The organism is Acinetobacter sp. WU_MDCI_Abxe161 (genome assembly GCF_025514355.1).
In the GTDB taxonomy this organism is placed as follows: Bacteria; Pseudomonadota; Gammaproteobacteria; order Pseudomonadales; family Moraxellaceae; genus Acinetobacter; species Acinetobacter pittii_E.
The window spans coordinates 298852-323875 of the sequence record NZ_JAHPTU010000002.1; the positions used below are offsets into that span (position 1 = coordinate 298852).

Annotated in this window: 25 protein-coding genes and 1 pseudogene; 6 read left to right on the top strand and 20 right to left on the bottom strand. The window is 39.9% G+C overall.

The features are described 5' to 3' along the window. Positions 1-33 precede the first annotated feature (33 nt). From KTI78_RS03300 to KTI78_RS03335, 8 genes are read right to left on the bottom strand one after another with little or no spacing between them, the layout of a single operon-like run. Positions 34-555: a cupin domain-containing protein gene (locus KTI78_RS03300; RefSeq protein WP_125739166.1), complete on the bottom strand. Its 522-nt coding sequence runs from the start codon at positions 553-555 to the stop codon at positions 34-36. Positions 556-578: 23 nt separating this feature from the next. Beyond that, positions 579-1802, bottom strand: coding sequence for an MFS transporter (locus tag KTI78_RS03305; protein ID WP_016141932.1), 1224 nt, complete (start codon positions 1800-1802; stop codon positions 579-581). A 42-nt stretch (positions 1803-1844) separates the two neighbouring features. Beyond that, the gene (locus tag KTI78_RS03310; protein ID WP_262445186.1) at positions 1845-3056 is read right to left on the bottom strand and encodes an NAD(P)/FAD-dependent oxidoreductase; all 1212 of its coding nucleotides are present in this window, start codon (positions 3054-3056) and stop codon (positions 1845-1847) included. A 28-nt stretch (positions 3057-3084) separates the two neighbouring features. Further along, positions 3085-4014, bottom strand: coding sequence for a VOC family protein (locus tag KTI78_RS03315; RefSeq protein WP_262445187.1), 930 nt, complete (start codon positions 4012-4014; stop codon positions 3085-3087). A gap of 11 nt (positions 4015-4025) precedes the next feature. Then, positions 4026-4790, bottom strand: coding sequence for an SDR family oxidoreductase (locus KTI78_RS03320; protein WP_262445188.1), 765 nt, complete (start codon positions 4788-4790; stop codon positions 4026-4028). Beyond that, positions 4783-5850 carry an aromatic ring-hydroxylating oxygenase subunit alpha gene (locus tag KTI78_RS03325; protein WP_262445190.1) on the bottom strand — a complete coding sequence of 356 codons (1068 nt, stop codon included), beginning with the start codon at positions 5848-5850 and terminating at the stop codon, positions 4783-4785. Before KTI78_RS03325 ends, KTI78_RS03320 begins: the two co-directional genes overlap by 8 nt. 16 nt (positions 5851-5866) lie before the next feature. Further along, positions 5867-6166 (bottom strand): recombinase-like helix-turn-helix domain-containing protein, encoded by a 300-nt coding sequence (locus KTI78_RS03330; RefSeq protein ID WP_016141937.1) that lies wholly within the window; start codon positions 6164-6166, stop codon positions 5867-5869. A 27-nt stretch (positions 6167-6193) separates the two neighbouring features. Then, the gene (locus KTI78_RS03335; protein ID WP_002117586.1) at positions 6194-6499 is read right to left on the bottom strand and encodes a non-heme iron oxygenase ferredoxin subunit; all 306 of its coding nucleotides are present in this window, start codon (positions 6497-6499) and stop codon (positions 6194-6196) included. A 273-nt stretch (positions 6500-6772) separates the two neighbouring features. On the opposite strand from KTI78_RS03335, the gene KTI78_RS03340 reads away from it, so the two are divergent. Beyond that, positions 6773-7585 carry an IclR family transcriptional regulator gene (locus KTI78_RS03340; RefSeq protein WP_004794038.1) on the top strand — a complete coding sequence of 271 codons (813 nt, stop codon included), beginning with the start codon at positions 6773-6775 and terminating at the stop codon, positions 7583-7585. A 46-nt stretch (positions 7586-7631) separates the two neighbouring features. Here KTI78_RS03340 and KTI78_RS03345 read toward each other — a convergent pair whose 3' ends face one another. Then, positions 7632-7931 carry a hypothetical protein gene (locus KTI78_RS03345; RefSeq protein WP_061875618.1) on the bottom strand — a complete coding sequence of 100 codons (300 nt, stop codon included), beginning with the start codon at positions 7929-7931 and terminating at the stop codon, positions 7632-7634. A gap of 14 nt (positions 7932-7945) precedes the next feature. Further along, positions 7946-8527: a nicotinamide riboside transporter PnuC gene (pnuC, locus tag KTI78_RS03350; RefSeq protein ID WP_262445191.1), complete on the bottom strand. Its 582-nt coding sequence runs from the start codon at positions 8525-8527 to the stop codon at positions 7946-7948. Positions 8528-8775: 248 nt separating this feature from the next. Here pnuC and KTI78_RS03355 point away from each other — a divergent pair. Then, positions 8776-9088 (top strand): annotated as a pseudogene (locus tag KTI78_RS03355) (enoyl-CoA hydratase-related protein); the annotation flags it as partial. A 51-nt stretch (positions 9089-9139) separates the two neighbouring features. On the opposite strand, the gene pgaD reads toward KTI78_RS03355, so the two are convergent. The 5 genes from pgaD to KTI78_RS03380 form a co-directional block, all read right to left on the bottom strand. Next, positions 9140-9559 (bottom strand): poly-beta-1,6-N-acetyl-D-glucosamine biosynthesis protein PgaD, encoded by a 420-nt coding sequence (pgaD, locus tag KTI78_RS03360; protein ID WP_224993095.1) that lies wholly within the window; start codon positions 9557-9559, stop codon positions 9140-9142. 83 nt (positions 9560-9642) lie between these two features. Continuing rightward, on the bottom strand, positions 9643-10902 hold the full coding sequence (pgaC, locus tag KTI78_RS03365; protein ID WP_262445193.1) for a poly-beta-1,6-N-acetyl-D-glucosamine synthase: 1260 nt from the start codon (positions 10900-10902) through the stop codon (positions 9643-9645). 13 nt (positions 10903-10915) lie between these two features. Next, positions 10916-12910 (bottom strand): poly-beta-1,6-N-acetyl-D-glucosamine N-deacetylase PgaB, encoded by a 1995-nt coding sequence (gene pgaB / locus KTI78_RS03370; RefSeq protein ID WP_262445195.1) that lies wholly within the window; start codon positions 12908-12910, stop codon positions 10916-10918. A 240-nt stretch (positions 12911-13150) separates the two neighbouring features. Beyond that, on the bottom strand, positions 13151-13492 hold the full coding sequence (locus tag KTI78_RS03375) for an FKBP-type peptidyl-prolyl cis-trans isomerase (RefSeq protein ID WP_224993076.1): 342 nt from the start codon (positions 13490-13492) through the stop codon (positions 13151-13153). A gap of 86 nt (positions 13493-13578) precedes the next feature. Continuing rightward, a complete protein-coding gene (locus KTI78_RS03380; protein WP_016141946.1) occupies positions 13579-14109 on the bottom strand; it encodes a YaeQ family protein in 531 nt (176 codons plus the stop codon). Between the two features lie 189 nt (positions 14110-14298). On the opposite strand from KTI78_RS03380, the gene dctA reads away from it, so the two are divergent. After that, positions 14299-15561, top strand: coding sequence for a C4-dicarboxylate transporter DctA (gene dctA / locus KTI78_RS03385; RefSeq protein ID WP_262445197.1), 1263 nt, complete (start codon positions 14299-14301; stop codon positions 15559-15561). A 44-nt stretch (positions 15562-15605) separates the two neighbouring features. Here the strand turns inward: dctA and KTI78_RS03390 are convergent, their stop codons facing one another. Next, complete coding sequence (locus tag KTI78_RS03390) at positions 15606-16604, bottom strand: CobW family GTP-binding protein (RefSeq protein ID WP_262445199.1); 999 nt, start codon at positions 16602-16604, stop codon at positions 15606-15608. Positions 16605-17104: 500 nt separating this feature from the next. On the opposite strand from KTI78_RS03390, the gene KTI78_RS03395 reads away from it, so the two are divergent. Further along, entirely contained in the window at positions 17105-17305 is a 201-nt protein-coding gene (locus KTI78_RS03395) for a hypothetical protein (protein WP_000761577.1), read from the top strand. A gap of 131 nt (positions 17306-17436) precedes the next feature. Here the strand turns inward: KTI78_RS03395 and KTI78_RS03400 are convergent, their stop codons facing one another. From KTI78_RS03400 to KTI78_RS03415, 4 genes are all read right to left on the bottom strand, one after another. After that, positions 17437-17952 (bottom strand): acyl-CoA thioesterase, encoded by a 516-nt coding sequence (locus KTI78_RS03400; protein ID WP_016141949.1) that lies wholly within the window; start codon positions 17950-17952, stop codon positions 17437-17439. Between the two features lie 252 nt (positions 17953-18204). After that, entirely contained in the window at positions 18205-18819 is a 615-nt protein-coding gene (locus KTI78_RS03405; protein WP_016141950.1) for a MarC family protein, read from the bottom strand. 11 nt (positions 18820-18830) lie between these two features. Continuing rightward, positions 18831-20897 carry a choline transporter gene (locus KTI78_RS03410; RefSeq protein ID WP_262445201.1) on the bottom strand — a complete coding sequence of 689 codons (2067 nt, stop codon included), beginning with the start codon at positions 20895-20897 and terminating at the stop codon, positions 18831-18833. 121 nt (positions 20898-21018) lie between these two features. Further along, positions 21019-22641 (bottom strand): BCCT family transporter, encoded by a 1623-nt coding sequence (locus tag KTI78_RS03415; RefSeq protein WP_016141952.1) that lies wholly within the window; start codon positions 22639-22641, stop codon positions 21019-21021. A 265-nt stretch (positions 22642-22906) separates the two neighbouring features. Between KTI78_RS03415 and betI the strand changes: the two genes are divergently transcribed. Both betI and betB read left to right on the top strand, forming a co-directional pair. After that, entirely contained in the window at positions 22907-23530 is a 624-nt protein-coding gene (betI, locus tag KTI78_RS03420) for a transcriptional regulator BetI (protein WP_016141953.1), read from the top strand. Continuing rightward, positions 23523-24995 (top strand): betaine-aldehyde dehydrogenase, encoded by a 1473-nt coding sequence (gene betB, locus KTI78_RS03425; protein WP_262445203.1) that lies wholly within the window; start codon positions 23523-23525, stop codon positions 24993-24995. Before betI ends, betB begins: the two co-directional genes overlap by 8 nt. The last annotated feature ends 29 nt before the right edge of the window (positions 24996-25024 follow it).

The following is a 25024-nucleotide window of genomic DNA, read 5'->3' on the forward strand; positions in this document are numbered from 1 at the left end:
CAATTCTTTCCTTTCATTCACTTCATCAAACAATTAACGTTTGATTTGAGACAATGGATGCTCTGGTGGATAGTTCGGAATGGTTGGTTTACCTGTTCCCAACATCACACACATCAAGGCATCTTCTTGACCTGGGTTAAATAGACCACGGTAAATACCCGGTGGAATTGAAATCAGGTCACGCTCTTTTAAACGGGTCTCAAATTTCTCGCCGTTGTGCTCAATGAACAAATCAATTTCGCCGCGGAGCATAAAGAACACTTCTTCAACATCGTGGTGAATGTGCAAAGGGCCTTCACACTGTGGTGGCAGAACCATGGTTGAAAATGTGAAGTTTTCTGCCGGAACGGTGTTGCCGTCATTTACGACACCTGTTGCACCTGTACCCATATAACGCATTTGTGCACGGCGATATTTCGGGTCGTAATCTGCTTGGAACTTCAAAGCATCAAAGTCATATTTACGTGTCTCAAAGCGAGCAATACGGGTGTTTAACCAATCTTCTAAAGAAGTACCTTCTGGTTGTGCCCATGATTCGAATTGTTGTGTAGTCATTTTTTAAACTCCTATACAGTGAATTAATAACGTTTTAAAAGAGGAACCAAGAACAACGACCCAATGACAGCGACGGCAGCCAAGAAGGTAATTCCTAAATTAAAACTATGTGTTTGCATCACGATGTAACCGATAAGAACAGGCGCAATTGCACTTGCAAAATTACCTAACCCGTTAAATATTCCACCTGCAGTCGCCCCTACATTTGAGGTCGTCACTCTTGCAAGCAGAGCAAATACAGCAGCTACTCCAAAACCCCACGCCATCGCGCTTAAAGACATGGCAGCAATAATCAATAATGGCTTGGTCATAATGACCATCACATACATGAAGATGCCCGCGAGTAATAAACCGCTAAATACTTGAATTGCTCGGCGGCCTAACTTGTCAGATAAAAACGCACCCACCACTTCGCCAATTAACATGGCAATGAATGGAAAGCTTGAATACATCCCAAACTCTTTGAGATTGAATCCTTTGTCTTGCATAAGATAAGAAGGAACCCAACTGTTTAAGCCCCACAAATACGTCATCAACGCAATGTTAAAGAGACACACCAACCAGAATGCGCTGTTGCTTAAGAGCAATTTAGTATTGGCAATGTGGCCTTTGAAATTGGTACGTTTACTCTCGCCCTCAATTTCGACAGTTTTCTTGAGTTGTAAGTTACGCAAACCGAAAACAATGCTGAAAATCGCGATTAGTGTTAATCCAGCCATCACAAAGAAAGTGGTATGCCAGTCATGGTGTGCTAAAACATTTGCAGTGATCGGGAACCCAAGGAATGCACCAATCGGCGTTCCAAGTAAAAACATGGTAGAAGCACGTGCCTGCTGACGGTCAGTGTAAGTCTGCTTAACAATGGTGTAAGCCAAGGCAAATAACGGACCTTCTGCTAAACCGAGCAGTACACGTAAAATCAACATGCCTGAATAACTGGTGGTGAACCCCATGCAAAACATGAGTAAACCCCACGACGTTACGCTCCAGAACAGCATTTTCTTTGGGTTAAAGATGTCACCCAAAAAGCTTAGAAAGACTGACGAAAAACCATAAGCAAGTAAGAAACTTGTCATGAGCCATCCGAGCTTGGCCTTATCTTCAGCAATTCCCATTGCACTTTGAAAATGAGGATCTGAAAATAAAACCGCAATACTAATCTTGTCGAAAAATGCCAGTACCACACACACCATAAGGACAAAAGCAGGTACCCAATGCTTCAATCCACTTTTTTCTTCATTACTCATGTGTCATTCCTTCGATTTGGTAATGAGAACCAGATTTAATGTTTACGGTTTTAACTTCATGACATTAAATTCAGAATCTGCTAACAGTTTTGGATCTAAAACGGTGTTGGCTTGCATCCAACGTTTTGCCAGTTTGATCAGTTTAGAATCATTAATGGCAATCATATTGAGCAAACGATTTTCATGATCCAGATATAAATAGCTCACCTGATCTTCACCGCCTTGGCGAATCACCAATTCTTTAGTTTTTTCAGGCTGATAAGTCCCTAAAATTTGAATATTGAAGTGATATTGATCAGACCAAAGCCATGGAATATCGCTATATTCAGTTTCAATTCCGAGCATCGATTTCGCTGCGGCAATCGCCTGATTTTGTGCATTTGCCCAAGACTGAATGCAATACCCCAAGCCTGGATGAATCGCGACATCACCTGCGGCATAAATGTTTTGATCTGAAGTTTGCCCAAAACAATTCACCACAATGCCATCTTTCACATCGAGACCAGCGTGTACACCTAACTCTTTGGCAATTTCGGCGCCCGCACCCACCACAACACAGTCAAATAACTGACTATTTTGAGGATGATTCACCACTTCAACTTTTTGATTAGGCGCTTCAACCAAATGAAGGCTCTTACTGTCTAAATGAATTTTTGTGCCTTGGGTCTCATGCATATTTTTTAAAAATGCAGAAACTTCCGGACTCACACTTCTTGCGCATAAACGGTCGCCATATTCAAAAATATGAACATCTTTACCTTGCTTACGTGCAGTTGCAGCAATTTCTAAACCAATCCAGCCACCGCCGATCACAGCGACATTTTTTGCATTCTTTAAAATTTCAGCCAAACGTTCACAGTCATGCACATTGCGTAAGGTCACAACATTTGGAATAAATTGCCATGTATTGACCGGTACACGTGCACGGCTTCCAGTTGCAATCAGCAATTTGTCATATGGCAAAATCTGGCCACTTTCTAAATGAACCTGTTTTTGCTCACGGTCGACTTTTGTTGCAATTTCCGGTTTATGCCATTGAACGTTGAACTCTTGAACCTGTTCTGGTGAGAACAGATTCAAACTTTCATAAGTTGCTTCTTTTGAAAGTACTTGCTTAGACAGTGGCGGACGCTCATAAAACACTTGATCTTCATTTGAAACCACGTGAATTTCGCCCACATACCCATTTTGACGTAAGGTACTTACTGCCCAACCCGCTGCCTGTCCGGCACCTACAATTACGATCTTTTCCATAGCCATCTTCCTTGTAAAGCAATCCCTGTTAAACAGGCTTCACCTGACGGCGGGTTGTGTCATCAAGACCACCTTCAATCGCCCATTCGGTGAAAAGCTCTAGACGATGTTCTTCTACACGTGGTTGCCATTCTTCTGTCAAATAATCATCGTTGGTGTAATATTCAAATGCACCACCTAATGGTGAGTTGACGTACCAGAAATAAGCAGAAGAAATTGGATGACGTCCCGGTCCAATGAAAGTTGACCATTCCGAGCGATTCATATTTAAACCGCCCCCAATTACTTCATGGATATCACGAACAACAAACGCAACGTGATTTAAGCCAGCAGGTTTATTTGGAACAGTGAGCAAGAATAAATCATGGTGATAACCTTCACCGCGGCAACGTAAGAATGCACCACGATTTTTGTAAGCATCAGATAAATGAAAGCCTACTTTTTCAATATAGAAGTTTTCAGTTGTTGCCAAATCCGGTGTGAAGAACACTACATGTCCAATCGCAACAGGTTGACCTTTTTCATAGACAGGACTTGCTGCATTCACACGTTGAATATTGCCGTATTGGTTAATACCTTCCGTTTTAAGTTCTGGTACTTCTTTTACAAAACTTTGTTCAAAACGAATAGTCATGCCATTTGGGTCAAGACACTGAACTGTACTTTCAGAACGTTTAAAACCTTCTACATCGGCCAAACGTGCTGCCAAGTCTTCGAGGTCTTGTGTGCTTTCAACACCCCACGTGACTTCACGTAAAGTTGAACCTTGTTCAATGGCAGCAGGCAAACGGTCATCATCACAATTAAATAAATAAATTTTGCTACCGTTTTGAGTCTGGTATAAATCTGCGCCTTCAATATCTGAAGTACTTTGGCTTAAACCAAAATCTGCTAAAAACTTGTTTGAAGCGGCTCTATCTTCAACTCCAAACTTTAAAATCTCGATCCCTGTAATCATTTGACTACTCCTTAGTTAAAGACAAAACCGCCATTGACCGGAATATTTTGACCTGTCACAAAAGAGGACAAATCCGACAGTAGATACAATGCTGTTCCATTTAAATCTTGTGGAAGTTGCTGACGTTGAATCGCTCTTCCGTTTACATATAAATCGTGACGTTCCTGTGGCACATACTCAGTTGCTTCAACCAGAGTAAGGCCCGGTGACAAGGTGTTGACACAGATATTGGACTGGCCCAACTCTCTTGCCATTGAACGCGTCATGGCAAGAATTGCACCTTTACTTGCCACATAAGCCATTAGGTTCGGTGCGCCCCAAAGTGCTGTATCGGAAGCAACATTAATAATCTTGCCAGCAGCCGATTGTTTTAGATGGGGAACGCATGCCTTACTGATTAGCCATGTGCCTTTCACATTAATATTCATGACCCGATCCCAAAGCTCAGGATCATAATCAATCATATTTTTTCCACCGACATTGGTTGCCAGTGCCGCACAGTTCACAAGTCCGTCTAGTCCTTGTAATACTTCCACGCTTTTTGCAACCGCATTTTCAATAGAGTCTGCATTGGCAAGGTCAACTGTTACTGCATGAACATTTAGCCCTTGTTTCTGTAAAGCTTGTGCTTCTTGTTGCACTAGGTCAGATAAAATATCTGCCATTACAACTTCAGCACCAGCCTCGGCAATGGCTTGAGCAAAATCTCGGCCTAAACCACGCGCAGCACCAGTCACTAAAACTTTTTTGCCTTGCAACAACGCTACATTAGCCATGAGCTTCTTCCTGCATCTCGATACGGTTTGATGCATTTAGCGCAGCAATTTTCTTTAATTGCTTCTCAGCTTCTTTCTTCATTAAACGGCGTAAACGTGCAAGACCAACGTCATGTTGATATAAGAATTCTCGCGCACGCGCATTTGGCGCAAGGTTTTCTAAAATAATGCGATCTTGTTCCAACACATCCCAATGCAATTGTTCTAAATGATTGCGATATAAGAAACGCCATACATTACGCTGCCAGCCACTCACCTTACGGCAGCGCCAGAAAAATACACGGGTATTGTTGGCATCAATTGGGGTTGCATAACCCACAATCCAGAATTCGCCACCCGGACCAAATTGTTTACGATAAGGAATTGAAAGACGTAACCAGCTTGCACCAGTTGAACCATATTCAACCCAGTCGAAGTTCACACCTGTTTGGCCTTCTTTTTCGAAAACAAAGCCATTATCGGTTGTACGATGCTTCATCTCTGCAGTACGTTCACCATCTGCCATAGAGTGTGAAGTACAGTGCAAATAGGACCCGTGCATTGGGTCCATCACGTTATCAATTGCGTATTGATGGTTTACTTTCCAGTCTGCTTGGCAAAGGAATGAACTCCACTCTTCGCTTGCAAGTTGCTCTGGAAACTCAAGCGGTTTTGGCTGTTCATTTGCATCAATACCAAACCAAATGAAAATTGCGCCATGTTGCTCAATGACCGGATAATTCTTTAAACATTTAGTACCAGTCATTGGACATTCATGAACGGCTGGTACATCAGCAACTACACCGTCAGCACGAACTTCAACGCCGTGATACCAGCAAGCAACTCGGTCACCCAAGTTCCAACCCAGTGAAAGACGAGCACCGCGGTGTGGACAGCGATCTTCAAGCGCATGAACTTGACCTTCGGCATCACGCCAAACCACAATATTTTCGCCTAAACGGGTAATTCCAACTGGATTAGCAGCGACTTCCCAACTTGCTAAAACCGGGTGCCATTGGTCACGTAAACCAAGTTCTAAATATTCTTCAGCGCTTTGTGAAGTTGATACGATTGCGTTCATTTTATTCTTCCCTGAATCAATAACCTAAACGTTGCATTTCTTCTGTAAAGCTTGCAGAAGTCCATTCATCACCAGATTCACAGCGGAAACCCTGTTGATTAAGTGCAGAAACAACGTCATCTAACTCAGTTGCGCCCGCAGAAAATGCCTGAATCAAGTTCTTTACAAAATCTTGTTCGTAGAGAGTTGGCTCTTTATAACGTGTCTGCCAAACCAACAATTCAGATTGACCTGGAACTTGAATATTGTTGATACCTGCTTCGGTTGCTGGCGTTGCATGAATCCAGCTTGCCAACTTTTCATTAAATGTCTTCATTGTTCTGCTTCCTTGTACATGTGAGGACTAGAGTTGAATTTGAATATCCTGTCCTTCAACACGAACTGGGTACGTACATAGGTTTCTACACCCTGGTCCACTTTTTAGCTCACCTGTCTGAATGTCAAAAATTGCTTCGTGCAATGGACATTCAACAGTCTGATCTTCGATAAATCCTTCGGTTAATAAGGCATACGCATGAGGGCAAACATTTTCGATAGCAAAGTAATTTTCATCGACAAAAAATACGCCTATTTTTTTCCCTTCAATTTCGATGGCTTTCGGCTCATCTTCGCTAACGTCACCCTGCTGACAAACTGAGATCCAACTCATACCTTGCGTCCTCATTTTGTTTTATATACAAAACATAATTTGATTTCCAAAACACAAGCTAAGCATAATCCCCTTGATCATTTTTTGTCAAAGTAAAAATAAATATAAAATTCATTTATTTAGTAAATTTCAAATATTTTGTTACGTTTCAAACAAGAAACAAAGTTTTAAATATAAAAATTGTTTTATGCATTTTTAACAATTACAATAGTTCTAAAATAAAGCAGCCTGCCCCAAATTGAACCTTGTTTTATTTATAGGAAAAAGACACGAATGAGCCTAGCGATTGAAGAAGATTCTCAAGAATCAGAAACAACAAAAAATGATGATCGATATTTAGTACCCGGACTTGTGCGGGGCTTAGCTATCTTGCAAGCATTTAACCAACAAGCGCAAGAAATGACAATTACAGAAATCGCTGAAATTTTAGAAGTGAACCGTTCTAGTGCATTTCGTCTGATCTATACACTGGAATCTTGTGGTTATTTAAGAAAAGCATCTCAAAAAACTTATGCTCTCGATTCTAAAGTGATGGAACTTGGTTTTAACAGTTTATCTAAACTTTCATTACTCGATTTATCGACACCTTTAATGAAAGAACTACGTGATCAAACCAAACTTGCGGTGCATCTTTCAATTTTAGAAGGTACTCATATTGTCTTTGTAAATAACATTCAGTCGATGGGAACATTTACGAGTAACATTAGTTTAGGCACCCGCTGGCCTGCTCATGCCACCGTGATTGGTCAAATGTTACTGTCTGATTTACCTGAAACAGAAGTACGTCAGCGTTACCGTAACTTTAGCGATTGGGACAGTTTCTCTGACCTGACGCCAACCAATTTAAAAGCTTTATTGCAAAGGCTGTCGTACGTAAAAACTCAAAAAACCATGGTGAGTTGGGGTCATTATAATCATGATATGGCAGCTTGCGCGGCGCCTATTTTTAAACAGTCAAATGGTAAAATGGTCGCTGTTATTTCTGTAAGTTGCCCAATTACCACTTACGACGAAAGAACATTCAAAGAAGATATTGCAAGTCTCGTAATTGAAACAGCAAATAAAATTTCCAAATTTATTTATTAAAAAAAGCGACGTTAAGTCGCTTTTTTATGAAAGTTTATTTTATAAATTAGAAGTTACTTTTAAATATTTTCCCATTCATATCCTGAAAAATAAGTATCGAATGATGCTCTTTAATATCAAACTTTAAATACTGCTTTTTAAACTGAATAATTGCATAAAACTCTTCAGCACCATCATCTAAGCCAGTGGCAGAAATCTGGCTGCCTTGTGGAAAATCTGTGAGCCACGCGGCATTATAAAAATCTGACACTGAACTAAATTCACAATACTGTTTTGGCTCTGCCATTATTTTTGCAGCAATTTGATCAAACTGTTGTTGTTTATAAACATCTAAGCTTAACAGCATGATCGCTCTCCAAATTAAAGCTGGTTTGAAGCCAAAAGCTGTTTCTTTTTAACCTTTTCCCATTGATACCAACCATAAGCTGCCATCAATACAAATGCTGCATACAAAGCGGCTGTTAAAAATAAATCTTTATAGATAAACATCCCGACATAAATAATATCGACAAATACCCAAAGTATCCAAGTCGCAATATGCTTTCGACTCGTCCAATAGGTTGCGAGCAAACTAAATGCTGCAAGCTGTGAGTCGAGCATCGGCACCGCTGCATCGGTAAAGTTTTTAAGAATTAAACCAAACAGTAAGCCACCTACCGCGGCAATGACCATTTGGATGATAGCGGTTTGAACTCTAATTGGTTCAATTCGAATGTCGTGATCTTGCTGTTTTCCCTTAAGCCAGTAGTAAAAGCCATAAAAATTGACGACCATAAAAAAGAACTGCAAAATTGTTTCGCCATATAGCTTAAATTCGTAAAACAAATAGGCATATAAAACAAAGGCAAAGAAATTAAACAGCCAACACCACATATTACGGATGACAGTTAATCCGACTCCAATCATGCTAATCAAGACCGCGAAAATTTCTAGAGGTGACATAAAAGAAGCTGCTTATTGAGATCATTTTGACAGCGTATTATGAGAAAAATATAAAGTTAAGCAAACTGCTAATTTAAATAAATCATGGAAATTCACATGGCATGAGGATTTATATTTTTTAAATCACATCAATTTATTTCAATACATAGATAAAAGAAACACTTATCAATTCATCAACAAATTGTATTTGATCGTTTTTAAATGAATGTTTAAAAGATAATTAAAGACAAATAAAAGAGCGTGAAAATATGTCAAATCAAGAAGGAAAAGTTAGCCGTGAAATTCGTGGACATATTTTTTTTAATTGGTTTAGACCGGGCAGCAAAACGTAATGCCTTTGATAGCCACATGATTAAAGATTTATCCCTAGCACTCACTGAATATGAAAATAATGATACGCTTCGCTGTGCAGTTATCTTTGCTCATGGGGACCATTTTACTGCTGGTTTAGATTTAGTTGAGTTACAACCTAAACTCGCTACAGGTGTGTTTGATTTTAAAGATGATGAGATTAACCCTTGGGGCACTGTGGGCCAAAAGCTTACTAAACCGTTGATTGTGTTAGCTTAGAAAAAAGCCCACATGATGTGGGCTTTCTTTTCTAGGTAATCGTTATTCAACTCTAACGATTTTACCTAATTCATCATGGTGAACGACTGTAATTTTCTGACTACGTCCCTGCTCAATTTCATGTTCAGGTAAATCAAAATAGCGCGCATAGTCATCTGTCTGTTTTGCTTTAAGCGCACTGCCACCGACACGGCGCTCTGGTAGCACATGGCTCCATAACAATAAGCAAATTGCACAACCAATTAATGCTGTAATGCCATGTTCAATACCTACACCAAAGGCATTAAATAAACGATGAACCAAATGTGTTTTTTGAAGCTCAGCCAATACCCAGATCAGTACAAACGGACGCCACAACAACAACCAAACCGCCCACATCATGGCTGTGCTTGTTGTAGAAGCATAGCGTTTATGCCATGGTAATTGACGGCGTAAATCAATAATCAACGAATTTGTCTTCATTTCTCTCTTTACCTAACGAAGTGCTGTGGTTTTCCCCAGACATCAATACAGCACGATCTTTAAAATCTCATGACTCTTGCATTTCATCCACGAATGCCCCGATCCGGGCTCACCCAACGCGCACGTTTCTCATCTCCACGTTTTAAAACTTTTGGAAATGCCACGATAGTTGCCGAGATGGTGATTAGCCAAAAGACCAATGGATACCAGATCATCCAGAAATAGTTTTTTCCTAGATGTGGTTCATAACGACTATCCATCCATTTGCTTAAAGCAAACTGAATGAGACAGGTTGCCCCCAATAAAATACCGCTACCATACGGTAAAAATGGAGAGCTCACAACGGCTAAAGCAGGTACAGGTAAAATAAAATGTACCAGCCATAATAAAGCCATCGCGAGCATTAAATATGACCAGACTAAAGTTAAGCAAAGCTCAAACATTAAAGGCCATAAAAAATTTAATTTCGGTTTGGTGAACACATCAATATTTTTAATTAATACCTGTGCACCACCCATAGCCCAACGTAAACGCTGTTTCCACAAACCGTTTAGAGTTTCAGGCATTAAAATCCAGACCAAGGCATTCGGTTCAAAACGAATGTCCCAGCCTGCACGCTGCAATTTCCAAGTAATATCGATATCTTCAGTCAACATATTGGGTGACCAATAGTCGACTTGGTGAACAGCGCTTTTACGGAAAGCAGTAATTACACCCGATACGGTAAACAAGCGACCAAAGGTACGTTGTGCACGTTTAATCATGCCGACAATCGATGAAAATTCACCGACCTGAATACGCCCTAGTAAAGTTGAGCGAGTACGAATACGCGGGTTACCCGTAACAGCTGCAACCGTTGGATTTTCCAGAAAATGACGAATCATCCACTTTGCTGCATGTGGATCAAGTAAAGCATCCCCATCAATACCAATTAAAAACTCGGCATCGGTCATTAAGCTTCCAGCTTGCAACCCCATGGCTTTACCTTGGTTTTGAGCCAAATGAACAACACGTAGTTTTTCATGTTGTGCTGCTAAGCGGTCGAGTACTTCGCCGGTATTGTCTGAGCTACCATCATTAATCGCAATGACTTCAAAATGAGGATAGTCCAGTTTTAAAGCATGGCTGATCGTTTCCTCCGCATTATCTCCTTCATTAAAACAAGGAATTAACACAGCGACTTTAGGATAATTCTCTAATGGAGCAGGTTGATCGTAAGGCGGAGCCTGACGTTCTTTCCAATAGAAAATGATCGCGCCAATCATCCATAAATACGACATGAATAATGGATAATAGAAAACGAATTTTAAGGCATGCGACCATATTGCGGCAAAGATTGTCATGTTTTAGCCTCAACTACGGCACAAGACGAGATGATTTTTCAGCAAATGCTTTATGCATCGTGTTCACATCCGGATGATCTTTAATTGGGTCATCTGGGTAATATCCAACATGCATGACACCTTGCTGATAAAGAGAATGAATTGTTGCAGCCATTTCAGCCGATGGTACCTTTTCGTTTTTACGCCAGTCGGTTGCCTGTAATTCAAAAACAGTTTTCTTAATGCCATTTGGATATTGTTTCACACGATCAATCATATCTTTATAGAATTGATCAGAGTTATCGACCTGTTCCATATAAGGCATTGCCATAATAGCCGTAAAATCATAACGTTTTAACGACTCTTCAAGCGATTGTGAATACCAGTTTTCTGCATATGGTTTTAAAGCAACTTGCGCGTATAAGTTACGTGCGGTAAGCAAGAACGGTTCATATTGTCGCACGTCATCAACGAGTTGCATGGCAAAATCATCTAGATATTTTGTCTTATACGCAGTCCATTTTTGCAAATTTTGATCGTTATCACGAATTTTTGCTAAATCTGTTGGTAAACCTTGTTTCGCATAAGCTTTTAATGCATCTGGGCTTGCATCTTCATAGTCAGATAAGGTGACATCGTCATGGAATAAAATTCCGTTAAATGAAGATGACTTAGCCAAGTCTTGATAAATCTCACGAATAGTTTGGCGTGCGTCAGATGAGAACGGACTTAAACGGATATACCCCATGTTGAGGTGTTCACCAGCTTTTGCTTGCTCTGTCACAACCAAATCCTTAGAAACAGGATCAGTTTTTGGCAGTTCCCATGCCAATAAAGGCATCCATGCATAAATACGACTTACAGGCGTACGGGTTTGAATTTGCCATGCTACACGGTTAAATAAGTCAGCACGCATTGGAATGTGACGGTTCGGGAAATAAACCATATCGGCAGAACCATTAGCATCTGGGTCTGAAAAAGCTTGCAAATAGACTGTATTTACACCCATCGCATTAATTCGGTCTAACAAGTGACCTAGATTACGCTCTTGCTGTTTCGGGTCTGGGTCATAAATATAGTCCAGATCGACATGCATAATTTTTTGCGGACGGTTGTTATCCGTTAAATTCAATTCACGATTTTTGATTTCTTGAGCCAAATCATCAGTCGTCATATCGCCTTCTACCAAAATACGACTCATATTTTGTAGAGATTGTTTTGCGTGATCAGCCCCATCATCCAGTGTAATAGTCACTGGCATACCCAATTTTTTCGCAATTTGGACAGTTTGCATATTATAGCGACCATATGGCCATACCATAATACGTGGTGAACGTAAGCCATGCGCTTTGAGTAGCTCGTTATTTTTCTTTAAGTCATTATAGATACGTGATTGATATTGTTGATCGTTCTCGTAGGTTTGAGTTTTAACATCATAAAAACGAGTTGTTGCAGCAGGTTCAGAATTCCCTTGCGGGTTGCCTGTAATACCGCGGTGTAAATGATAGCTATGGCTTGCAATTTCTACAAAACCACTATTTTGCATCTCTTTCAGCTCACCCCAGCTTAAGATTTTGTCACGTGGGATTTCTTCCCCCGAAAAATCAACTTTTTGCCCTGCTTTTGGTTCTAACCATGAACCTACGACAGCTAGAACAACCGGAATTTTTTTAGCTTTAATGACTGGATAAGCATTTTGATAGAAAGATTGATAACCATCATCTACAGTTAATAAAACCGGTTTTGTAGGCAGTTGAGCTTTACCCTGATGAGCACGGATCAACTGATCAACCGTAATAAAATGGAATCCGTTTTTTTGTAGCCATTCAACGTGCTGTGTAAATTGTTGAGTGGTCACTGCATATTGAGGAATTAAGGCATTTTTAGTATCGGTAATTTCATGATAACCAATCACCGTAAGTGTTGAAGCGTCCAGTTTAGGTGGTTTAGCTAATGCCATGCCTGACAAACCTGCCAAGGCCAAGCCAAGTGATATGTTCAACAAAGGAGATGCAAAGCGGATAGTCATGAAATAGCGTCTCAATATCAATATAGATTATTTATGTGAAATTTGATGTTAAGGCACAAATTTTTTGAAATTTGGTCTTAATATCACACTGCCTGCAAATGAACAGTTTTTCAGTCAGCATTTATAATCAAATAATCTGAAAATAATCTTAAATATTCAAAAAGCTAAAATATAAATTAATAATGTATTTATATTTAAAGCTCATATAAATAAGAAAGCCCCCTAAAGGGCTTTAAGTTTTCACTCGTCACGAGTTTTGACATCGAATAATTCAATTTCAAAAATTAAATTAGAATTAGCGGGAATAATCTTACCCATTTTACGCTCACCATAAGCTAAATGAGCAGGCACGATGAGTTTACGTTTGCCGCCAACTTTCATTCCCATAATGCCTTGGTCCCAGCCTTTAATTACACGGCCGGTGCCAATTACACATTCAAAATAATTACCGCGGTCAATTGAAGAATCAAATTTTGTGCCGTCTTCTAACCAACCTGTATAGTGGGTTGTAATCAAAGCGCCTTTAACCGCTTCTTTGCCTTCACCCACTTTTAAATCGATAATTTCTAATTCATTTGACATGGTATACCCCTTAAACTGAAACTCTAAATCAAAATTAGTACTTAGTGTACCAACTGAATCTGTAGAATTTGTTGCGCTTTTCTATGTTACTGTAACTGTGTCCACACAACGCTTGCCTGGCCCTTTTCACCTAAAAGTGTCCATTCATTGTCCATGACATTTAATTGAAGCTGCATCGTACGTTCACACAGTTGCTCAAGCTCAGCGGTGCTTTGAGGGGCAATTTGCCACACTTGAACATTACTTAATGTTTTAATTTTACTATTTCTCTTCCACCAGTCTTCGACTTGTGTGCCATAAACAACAATCGCAACCGTTTTACAACGCGCACTGGCTTTTTTGACTTTATCTTCAGACGGCAAACCAACTTCAATCCATGTTTCTAGCTGACCGGTTAAATCTTTTTGCCATAATGCTGGCTCGTCAGTTTCAAAAAGGTCTTTAGTAAACTCAAGCTCATCACTTGCGAAACGGGCAAAAGCCATTAGACGAACCATTAAACGTTCTAAAGTTTCCGAAGGATGTAGGGCAAGCGTCAGCTGGTAATCACCATAAATATGGTCATCCATATTGGCAATATTCAAGTCTGCCTTATAAATTGTTGCTTTAAGCGCCATGATTAATATGTCCAAAAATTTGGCGCTAAGGATACTCGATTTTGGGTAAAAAATTATAAAAAAACTGAACAATACAAAGCCTAATCATGCGAAATTTGCATATTCTTCCAAAACGCTCAGCTTATTTTATAGTTGGCCGACTTTTTGCTTGAAAGAGAAATATTCTCCTCTTGCTAAAATTGATGACTTATGTGGCAAAAGCTCAAGCGTAGTTTATTTTTACAGGTTCTTTGTGCTCTCTTTCTTGGAGTTGCAGTTGGAATTGGTTTTCATGATTTCTCCCTATCTCTAAAACCATTAGGTGATGGTTTTATTTCTTTAATTAAAATGCTGATTGCCCCCATTGTGTTTTGTGTCGTTGTACTGGGAATCTATGGTGCAAATGACATCAAAAAAATGGGCAAAGTCGGTGCAAAAACCATTCTTTATTTTGAAGTGGTGACCAGTATTGCTTTAGTTTTAGGCATTATTGTGGCCTATGTATTTAAACCGGGCGTCGGTATGAATATCGATATTAGCCATTTAGATGCAAAAGATTTAAGTACCTACACCGAACGTGCCCATGAAATGCATACAGGTTCGGAATTTCTACTCAATATTATTCCAAAAACCTTCACTGCCGCTTTTGCAAACGGCGATATTTTACAGGTTTTACTCATCGCTATTTTATTTGGCATTTCTCTACTTTTAATTCCTAAACATTTAGCAGAGCTGGTACGCCAAGCGTTGGAAGCTTTTTCGGAAGTCTTCTTTAAAATTATGGGACTTATTATACGTTTAGCCCCAATTGGTGTATTTGGTTCAGTCGCCTACACCACTGCTAAGTTTGGTTTAGATTCGCTCTTACAATTGGGTTATTTGGTTTTACTGTTTTATGCAACCTGCATTTTATTTGTCGTTATTGTTTTAGGTTCGATTTTAAAAATCGCTGGTCTCAATATTTTCAAATTTGTGGGCTATTTTAGAGATGAACTCGCCATTGTTTTAGGTACAGCCTCTTCAGACTCTGTTCTTCCTCAAGTTATGAAAAAGCTCAAAAATCTAGGAATTAAAGACTCAACTGTGGGTTTGGTTATTCCCACTGGTTATTCATTTAATTTGGATGGGTTTTCAATTTACTTAACGTTAGGTGTAATTTTTATTGCGCAAGCCTGCAATATTGATTTGTCTATGCATGACTTGCTAGCAATCTTACTGGTTTCACTCATCACATCTAAAGGGGCGCACGGCATTCCCGGCTCAGCTTTAGTTATTCTTGCAGCAACACTTTCAGTTATTCCAAGTCTCCCTGCAATTGGCTTAGTGCTGCTACTTTCAGTCGACTGGTTTATTGGAATTATTCGTGCCTGTACCAACTTAATCGGTAACTGTGTGGCGACCGTAGTGATTGCTCACTGGGAAAAAGATATTGATCATGCCCAAGCTAAAGCTGTGTTAGAAGCTAAGCCTTAAAACTATTTATAGAGAACATTGGCTCTTCTTTTGCCCAATGTTCTCTATTCTTCAAGCTGACAAGCAAGTAACGCTGTTTCAAAAGCCAACCAATCGTGATTATGTTCGCTAATGATCTCAATCCGGTTATCAATACCCTCTTCGCCCGACTTATAATTAAACTGATCAGGATTAAAGTTAAAAACTTTCCAACCTTGATCTGTATTAAAAATTCCCTTGATTCTTAGCCAATCCTGCTGCGCACATAATACGTCTAGCAATGCATAAAAATCGAATTTCCAGCGTTTAGGTAATTTCCAACCTGCCACAATATAACCTTGTGCCGACTCTACATAATGATAAGGTAATTGCTGAATGTCCTTTACAACCTCGCTCTCACTCATTTGCTTTTGAATTTTAAGTAAAGGTTGTATAGATCGTTCAGTTAAACGAGCAGCCACATCAATTTTATTTAAGGCTAACTGACCATGTTCAGTTTTAATCCACTCTTGGTGATAAGGCTGGTATTCATCTTTTAATAACTCAAGCGCCTGATCATCTTCAAAAGTCATTATATCGGTATGTGACACCACCACAATCTGGGCAGCTTTTAACTGATCTTCATAAAGGTTTTGTTTAACCCAATTGGTATCATGCAAACGACTACCATCGACCACCGTAATCAACGCTCGCATGGCTAAACTACTTTGCCAATGAGGTTCAGTCAGTTGGTCAAATAACTGAGAAGGATGCCCAAGTCCAGTCGGCTCAATAAAGAGTCTATCTGGTTTCTGTTCACTTAACAGTCGAGCTAAAGCAATATGCATAGGCAACTGACTGCTGCAACATAGACAACCACCTAATAGTTCTTTGACTGCATATCCTTCGTCTTGAGGTAAGAGTTGTTGGTCTACTCCAATTTGCCCAAACTCATTCATTAATACCGCCCAAACCTCATCTTTAGGCTTCTGACTTAATAAATGCTGTAATAATGTGGTTTTTCCTGCCCCTAAAAAACCAGAGATAATATGGGTAGGAACAGTTTTTTGGGCAATCAGTTTCACAAGCGGCTCAAATCAACAAGGTTTAAAAAACTAAGAAAGGTATATCACTGTTTAAGTAGCATGAAAATGATTTTTCACTTTGAAGATATACTTTTCAATTATTGGGCTAAAGCCCCAAATATGTGACAGGCATCTCATCAATTATCTAAATTAACTTTTGATATTTATAATTCAAACGAAATATCCTATTCAAGCATATTCACAATTCATGCCAAAGTGTTAGGTTTACGTAAACAATTTGGTTTTTTTTCACTCAAAAAGAAATATTTTTTCACATTTTAAGGTGTATTTAAGCCCCTTTATTTTACAGATTGCTCACATAAACGACCTGTATATTTCATATTGTTAAGATAGCCGTAATAGATTGTTAAGTTAATTGATGTAATTCGAAGCTCAGCTTAGCATGTGTCCTAGCTTAGTCATTCAGCCATACAGGTTTCATGTAGGTATGAACGATTAGGTTTAATTTATTTTTAAATGAAATTTAAGGATGCCATAAAATGAAATTAGCTAAAACTTTACTCGCTACTACACTTGCTTTAACTGCTGCTTCAACTTTCGCTGCTTCTAAGCACGACCAAGCACATAACACTGCTGGTGAAGAAAAAGTTGTTGTTTCAACTCAAGAACAAGCAAACACTGCAAATGCTGCATCTGATGCTGTAGGTTCTGCTTCTGAAGCTGCTCCTGCAACTCGTTAATTCTCTAAGCACTCTCCTCCAAGCTCAGAGATAATTTTACTGAAAGGAAATATGGACGCTGAATTTTAGTAAAGAAAACAAAGGATCGAACCATGCTGCGGTTCGGTCCTTTTTTAATTCAATTTGTTTTTTTAAGAAGTTTTCTTATACATGCTACAAGATGGATTATGGTTTTCTTGCAAACGTAAAACTTTACGGTGCTCAGCTGCTTCAAAGCGGCAACGTTTCCACTCAGTATTGAGATTTAATTGAGGTACTTCACATGGCTTGCCCTGTTCATCAACAGCAACCATTGTGAAATAACAGCTATTGGTATGGCGTACTGTACGCTTCTGGATATTTTGGGCTTCAACACGGATGCCTACTTCCATTGAAGTACGGCCTACATGGTTCACACTTGCCAAGAACGTCACCAGCTCACCCACATAAATCGGTTCTTTAAAATTCACCTTATCGACAGATAAAGTCACCACATAGCCACCCGAATAACGACTTGCGCAAGCGTAAGCGACTTGGTCGAGTAGTTTTAGAATCGTACCACCATGAACATTACCTGAAAAATTTGCCATATCAGGCGTCATCAAAACTGACATCGTCAATTCAGACTGGTCATCAGTTGCTGGGGTTATTTCATCTAATGTAGGCATAGCTAAACTCTGGGTCTTAAAACAAGCTCAGACAACATTATGGTTGATAATTCACAAAAAAAACATGCTTAAATCCACAACATGGCATTGTATTTTTTAATATCTTTGATTGTTTTTTAAAATTTAATTTTTTAAGGCTTTATTTTTAAAGTTATTTTTTAAAGCTGTTTTATTTATCTTAGAGTTTTTTAGAAGATGCTATGCCATTTTATTCCATGTTCAATGACATAGCAGATTCTTATGAATAGCTTGCTATACTTTATTAATGACGCCTGTTACACCATTAATGATCATATCAATGGCGATCGTACCGATTAATAAAGCAGATAAACGCCCAACAATATCAAAATAGCGGTCGATATGCTTGGCATGTTTATAGCGTAAATGATCATGTGAAAATTTCATCAAAATCAAAATACTGCATGTTAAGAACAAGGTAAAGGCAATCACTAGGGCTGCCTCACCAATTGACATTTCAATACCTGTGACCACAGCCGCACTAATGGTGCCCGGGCCGATCATAAATGGCATGGCAATGGTGCCAGCCAGATGTTCCGGTGCACCGCGCATTTCACCAATGGTATCGGCACCCTGAAAAACATAGCGATAGCCAATCACCAAAAAGATAAGTCCTCCAAAAATCTGAAAGGCTTCAAAACGTACATTCAGATATTTACTAAAAATTGTTTCGCCGCCCCATGCAAATAGCATGAACACGACAAAAGCAATCACACTTCCCTGAATCAGTGCTTTATTAAACACCTTTGCTTCTGAATGGCGGAGCAAGCCAATCATATAAATGCTCATTAAAAATGGATTGAGCAATGAGAAAAATAAAGCAAAAGAATGTAGATAAGGAGAAGCCATGCATTTTCCTCTTAAGCTTGTGGATCTGGGAACAATGGACGGTTCCCCGGGCTAATACGATTAATATGTAAGAACGTCATATGTCTTTCATATTTATCTAAAATATCGTTAATCACCTGTTCTTTACTGTAGCCAACCAGATCGTTATCTTGCGAGCCGTCATAAAGATAGGTTTCAAGTCGGAAATAGAACTGTTTTCCACGTTTTACACGCTGACTGAAGTTCGGCGCGCTATAGCGTACAGGCCAGATCTGATAAACAAAGTTTTGTTCTTCTTCCAAATGAATAGTGAAATCCAGATGGTAAAGCGTCTCTTCATCTTCAAGCGGCGTTTGCTGTACATCTACATTCATGCCCTGCTTAATAAGCTCACCTGCAACGGCCTGAACAGCCGGTAGACAAACTGCATCTAGCATGCGCTGTGTTTCAGTGGTTCCCGGATGATGCATGACTCGAGTTAAACGCTGTTTCCAATTCAGAATATCCACATTCCCTACCACTGGAGCTGCATTCATACTTCGACTGGCTTGCCTGTAATCTTCAAGTCTGAGCGACTTATAAAGCCCCGCCATCACAAGGAACATCACAAAACTAAACGGCAGTCCCATAATAATCGTTGCGTTTTGCAAAGCAGTAATTCCGTTGGTCATGAGCATGGCAAGCGTTAATAAACCAATTGCTACTGCCCAAAATACGCTTAACCAGCGAGGAGCGTCATTATCGATATTCGTAAGTTTAGTCGTAAAGTTACCTAAAACCAGCGCTCCCGAATCGGCAGAAGTCACGTAGAACAAAAGCCCTGTTACGGTGGCAATTGAAGCGATAAAGGTAAAGCCCGGATATTGCGCTAACAGGTCATAAAAACCATGAGCTGGATTTGCTAACACAGTCGCTGCTAAGGTTTGGTTTCCTTCAAAAATAACGCTGTGAAGCGCGCTATTACCAAAAATGGATAACCATGTGAGTGTAAATAGAAGTGGAATAATTAAGGTACCGCATACAAACTCACGAATGGTACGCCCTCTTGAAATACGTGCCAGAAAGAGTCCTACAAATGGAGACCAAGCAATCCACCATGCCCAGAAGAAGAAAGTCCAACTACTCATCCACTCTTTAGGCTGTTCAAAAGCAAAACTTTGTAATGCTAAAGCAGGGAAACGGGTTAAATAGTCACCAATATTTTGGACAAGGGCATTGAGTAAAAACTCGGTATTTCCCAAGAACAAAATAAACAGTAATAGCCCGATCGAAACATAAATATTGATTTCAGATAAAATCCGCAGGCCTTTATTGACCCCAGATGTCACCGAAATAACACTAATGCCGACCGCGACAGCAATCAGGATAAATTGCATCCAGATATTTTCTGGTAATCCCAATAACACATGTAGGCCGTAATTCAGCTGTACCACTCCAATCCCGCAGGTTGTTGCAATACCGAAAATTGTCCCGATCACGGCAGCCGTATCTACACTATGTCCAATCGCACCATTAATTCTGTTCCCAAAAATTGGGTAAAGTGCAGAACGAATGGTAAGCGGTAAGTTATAACGATAACTGAAATACCCCAATGACATACCAATCAAGGCATACATACACCAGCCAGTTAAGCCATAGTGAAATAAGGTCCAGACCATACTTTGGCGTGCTGCCTCATAGGTTTGACCTGCTCCGACTGGAGGTTGCATATAATGAGATAATGGTTCAGCGACCGAGAAAAACATCAGATCGATACCGATACCAGCCGAAAACAGCATCGCAGACCAACTGAGTAAACTAAACTCAGGCTTTGAATGCTTAGGTCCTAATTTGATACTGCCATATCTTGAACAGGCAATAAAAATCACGAAAACCATATAGAGCGTTGCAGCAAGCAGATAATACCAACCAAAGGTTGAAGTTACCCACTGTAGTACCGTGTTCATGACTCGATTTGCAAAATCGTTGAACAAAAACGTGACGAGAGAGAAAATTAAAATAAGTAGAGCTGAAAAATAAAAAACCACACGGTTGAGCGGGTCTTTTTTAGATTTAGATAATGTTAAATCATCAACTGCTCTTGGATTATCTGTTGCCATACAATCCTCAAGGAATAAAATAAAAACAAAATATTTAATTTCGTCTTTTCACTCTTATTTAAAACAGTGAAAAGACGACTTTAAACGCAAAAAAATAATATATAGATGTGATTGGGTGAGGTTATAAAACCTCAGTCACTTTATTCTGGTCACAATCCGATGGGACCGTAATGTCTTTTGAAACAGCTAACTGTTTTTTCACTAATTGAGGGTCAAAATCATCTTGCTTTAATGCTTTAGCTAAACCAAACATATAGAGCAAAATAATGACTGAAAATGGTAAACCACATAACACCACAGCACTTTGCATGGAGTTAAAACTACCGGCTAAAAGCAAGCCAATACTTACAATGGTAATTACCACAGACCAAAAGACGCGTAACCAGATCGGTGAATCACTATCATTGGTGCCCCCTTTTGAGGACAAATTAGCGATCATTAGTGTACCAGAGCCAACTGGTGTCAAAAATAAAACGAAACAAATTACAACAACAATACCAGCAACGTAAGGATTAAACGGCAGATATTCGAGTAATTTAAATAAAGATAATGCCGGATCAGTTAAGACCATATCGCCTAAAACTTTCTGTTTTTGCTGCAAGATTAAATAAATTGCAGTATTTCCAAAAACCGAAATCCAAGCCAATGTAAAGCCAAGCGGAATCAGGCATACACCTAATACAACTTCACGAATCGTACGTCCTTTTGAAATGCGCGCAATAAACATGCCGACGAAAGGCGCCCAAGCAATCCACCAAGCCCAATAAAATACGGTCCATGAACCTAACCAACCACTGGCTTTTTGGTTGTATAAATACATATCAAAGCTTTTACCCATAAAATTATTAAGGTAATCGCCCGTATTTTGCACAAGACCATTTAATAAATGGTTTGTCGGACCTGTTAAGAATACAAATAAAAGTAAGGCATACAGCAGACGTAAATTAATACGCGATAACCATGCCAAGCCTTTTTCAATACCCACCACTGTCGTAATCGTCGCAACGAACATCATGATGAGCACAGCAGTAATTAAGGTCGCCGAGTTATCCGGAATTTGAGGAAGTAAATAACAGATACCCGATACGAGCACCAAAGCTCCAATTCCCAAGTTGGTGACTAAGGAAATAACTGTCGCTAAAATTCCAAAGCCATCAACGAAATCACCCACCAAGCCATGCACTCGCTCTCCAAAAATTGGGTAAAGCGCTGAACGCAGTGCTAATGGCAAGTTTTGTCTGAAAGCGAAATAACCTAAAGTAACTCCGAGCAATGCATAAAGTACCCAGCCATGAATCCCCCAATGCAAAAAGCTATAAGTCATCGCATTACGGGCTGCCTGAATCGTTCCTGCCTCGCCTTCTGGCGGTCTTAAAAAATGGTCAACAGGTTCGGCCACGCCATAATAAAGTAGCGCAATACCAATCCCTGCCGAGAACAACATTGAAGTCCAAGCTAGATAAGTGAACTCAGGTTTGTCGTCATCTTTACCTAGAGGAATCTGCCCTACTTTTGAAAAAGCGAGCCAAGCGACAAAGCCCAAACACAGCACAATAACCAGCATGTAATACCACCCAAAAAAGTGATTTACCTGCTCTTGTACATAGGTCAACCAAAACTGACTTTTTTCTGGAAACAGCACAAAAAGTAGGCCAAAAATACCAATACTGATGGCTGAACTCCAAAATACAAAACGATTTAACCGAATATGGTCTGAAGAATATCTATCACTTTTCAACACCATCTTATTGCTCCTTGCAATCGGTGTATTTTTCTCAAAATAACGTGATAAGTACTGTACTTATGCGCATCATCCTATCCTTAAGAACCTTTGATTTCACCTCTTTATTCTAGAAGTTATCTTCAAAAATTCATTGATTTTTACATATCATACTTGTTATTGATTGAACGTTCAATCAATAACAAGTATGATAAAAAAGTGCTATGATGCTCTGCAAGTTAACATGTTGAATTTTAAGCACCCCTAAAAAGTGCTGATGTGGACAACCATGACAAAACGCAGAGTAAAACCAGAACATGTGCGACGTGAAGAAATCATGAACGCTGCACTCGACGTAATTTATGAAGTGGGGTTATCCAATACCACCATTGCACAAATTGCAAAAAAAGCCGAGTTGTCGACCGGCATTGTCAGCCATTATTTTGGTGACAAACAAGGGTTGATAAATACCTGTATGCAAGAAATGTTAAATGTTCTGCGTCGTAAAACCGAACAGTACAGAGCAGAAGCAGATTCGCATCCAGAGAGCCAGATTAAGGCCATTATCGACTCTAACTTTGACATTAGTCAGGTTAATGAAAAAGCAATGCGGGTCTGGTTAGACTTTTGGTCAGCAAGTATGCATGTACCAGACTTAAGCCGCTTACAAAAGATTAATGATCAACGCCTGTACTCTAACTTGAAGTTTTATTTCCTCAAGTTAATGAATGAACAACAGGCCAGTGTTGCCGCTAGAGGGTTGGCAGCATTGATTGATGGATTATGGTTACGAGGCAGTTTAAGCCGTCATAACGAATTTGACAGCAACCTTGCTCGTTCCATTGCTTACGATTATGTACAAACGCAATTGCAATTTGCGAACAAGCCTTTGCAGGAGAGACAAAATGAGTGATGTACAAGTTCATCAGTTGTATATCCATGGACGCTATGTTAAAGCAACCAGTGGTAAAACATTTAATAGTATTAACCCTGCCAACGGCGAGACAATCGCGACTCTTCAGCAAGCTTCTGAACAAGATATTGAAGCTGCTGTACAAAGTGCCCAACAAGGACAAAAAATCTGGGCTGCCATGACTGCCATGGAGCGTTCACGTATTTTACGTCGTGCTGTCGACATTCTTCGTGAACGAAATGATGAGCTTGCCCGTCTTGAAACTCTCGACACAGGTAAAGCCTATAGCGAAACATCGACAGTTGATATTGTGACTGGTGCAGATGTACTCGAGTACTACGCAGGACTTGCAACAGCCATTCAGGGTGAACAAGTTCCGCTTCGCGAATCTAGTTTCTTTTATACACGCCGTGAACCTTTAGGCGTGGTTGCCGGTATTGGTGCTTGGAACTATCCAATTCAAATCGCTTTATGGAAATCTGCCCCTGCCCTTGCTGCCGGCAATGCCATGATTTTCAAACCAAGTGAAACCACTCCCCTTACTGCATTTAAACTTGCAGAAATCTATACAGAAGCTGGCTTACCAGACGGCGTATTTAACGTTGTACAAGGTGCTGGTCGTGAAATTGGTCAGTGGCTCACTGAACATCCTGTGATTGAAAAAATCTCATTCACTGGTGGTGTGGAAACCGGTAAAAAAGTGATGGCAAGTGCTGCTGGTTCTACGCTGAAAGAAGTGACCATGGAGCTTGGTGGTAAATCTCCACTGATTATTTGTGAAGATGCCGACCTTAACCGTGCCGCAGATATTGCAGTTATGGCGAACTTCTTTAGCTCAGGTCAGGTATGTACCAACGGTACACGCGTATTTGTTCCAAAATCACTTTTAGCCGATTTTGAAAAAGCTGTTGTAGAGCGTGTACAACGTATTCGCATTGGCGACCCAATGGCTGAAGATACGAACTTTGGTCCACTCACTAGCTTCCCTCATATGGAAAAAGTGTTGTCTTTCATTGAGTCAGGCAAACAACAAGACGCTAAAGTGTTAATCGGTGGTGAACGTGCGACTGAAGGCGAACTTGCCAAAGGCGCTTATGTATTACCGACAGTATTTAGCGACTGCACTGACCAAATGGCAATTGTTCAAGAAGAAATTTTTGGACCTGTCATGAGCATTTTAAGCTATGAAACCGAAGAAGAAGTCATCCGTCGTGCTAACGACACGACCTTTGGTTTAGCTGCTGGCGTTGTCACTCAAGACATTAGCCGCGCTCATCGCATTATTCACCAGATTGAAGCAGGTATTTGCTGGATTAACACTTGGGGCGAATCGCCTGCCGAAATGCCAGTGGGTGGCTATAAACAATCTGGCGTAGGCCGCGAAAATGGCTTGACCACACTTGGGCACTATACCCGTATCAAATCTATTCAAGTTGAACTTGGCGATTATCAAAGCATTTTTTAATGCCTCAATTGCTTTAAACACTTCAACCT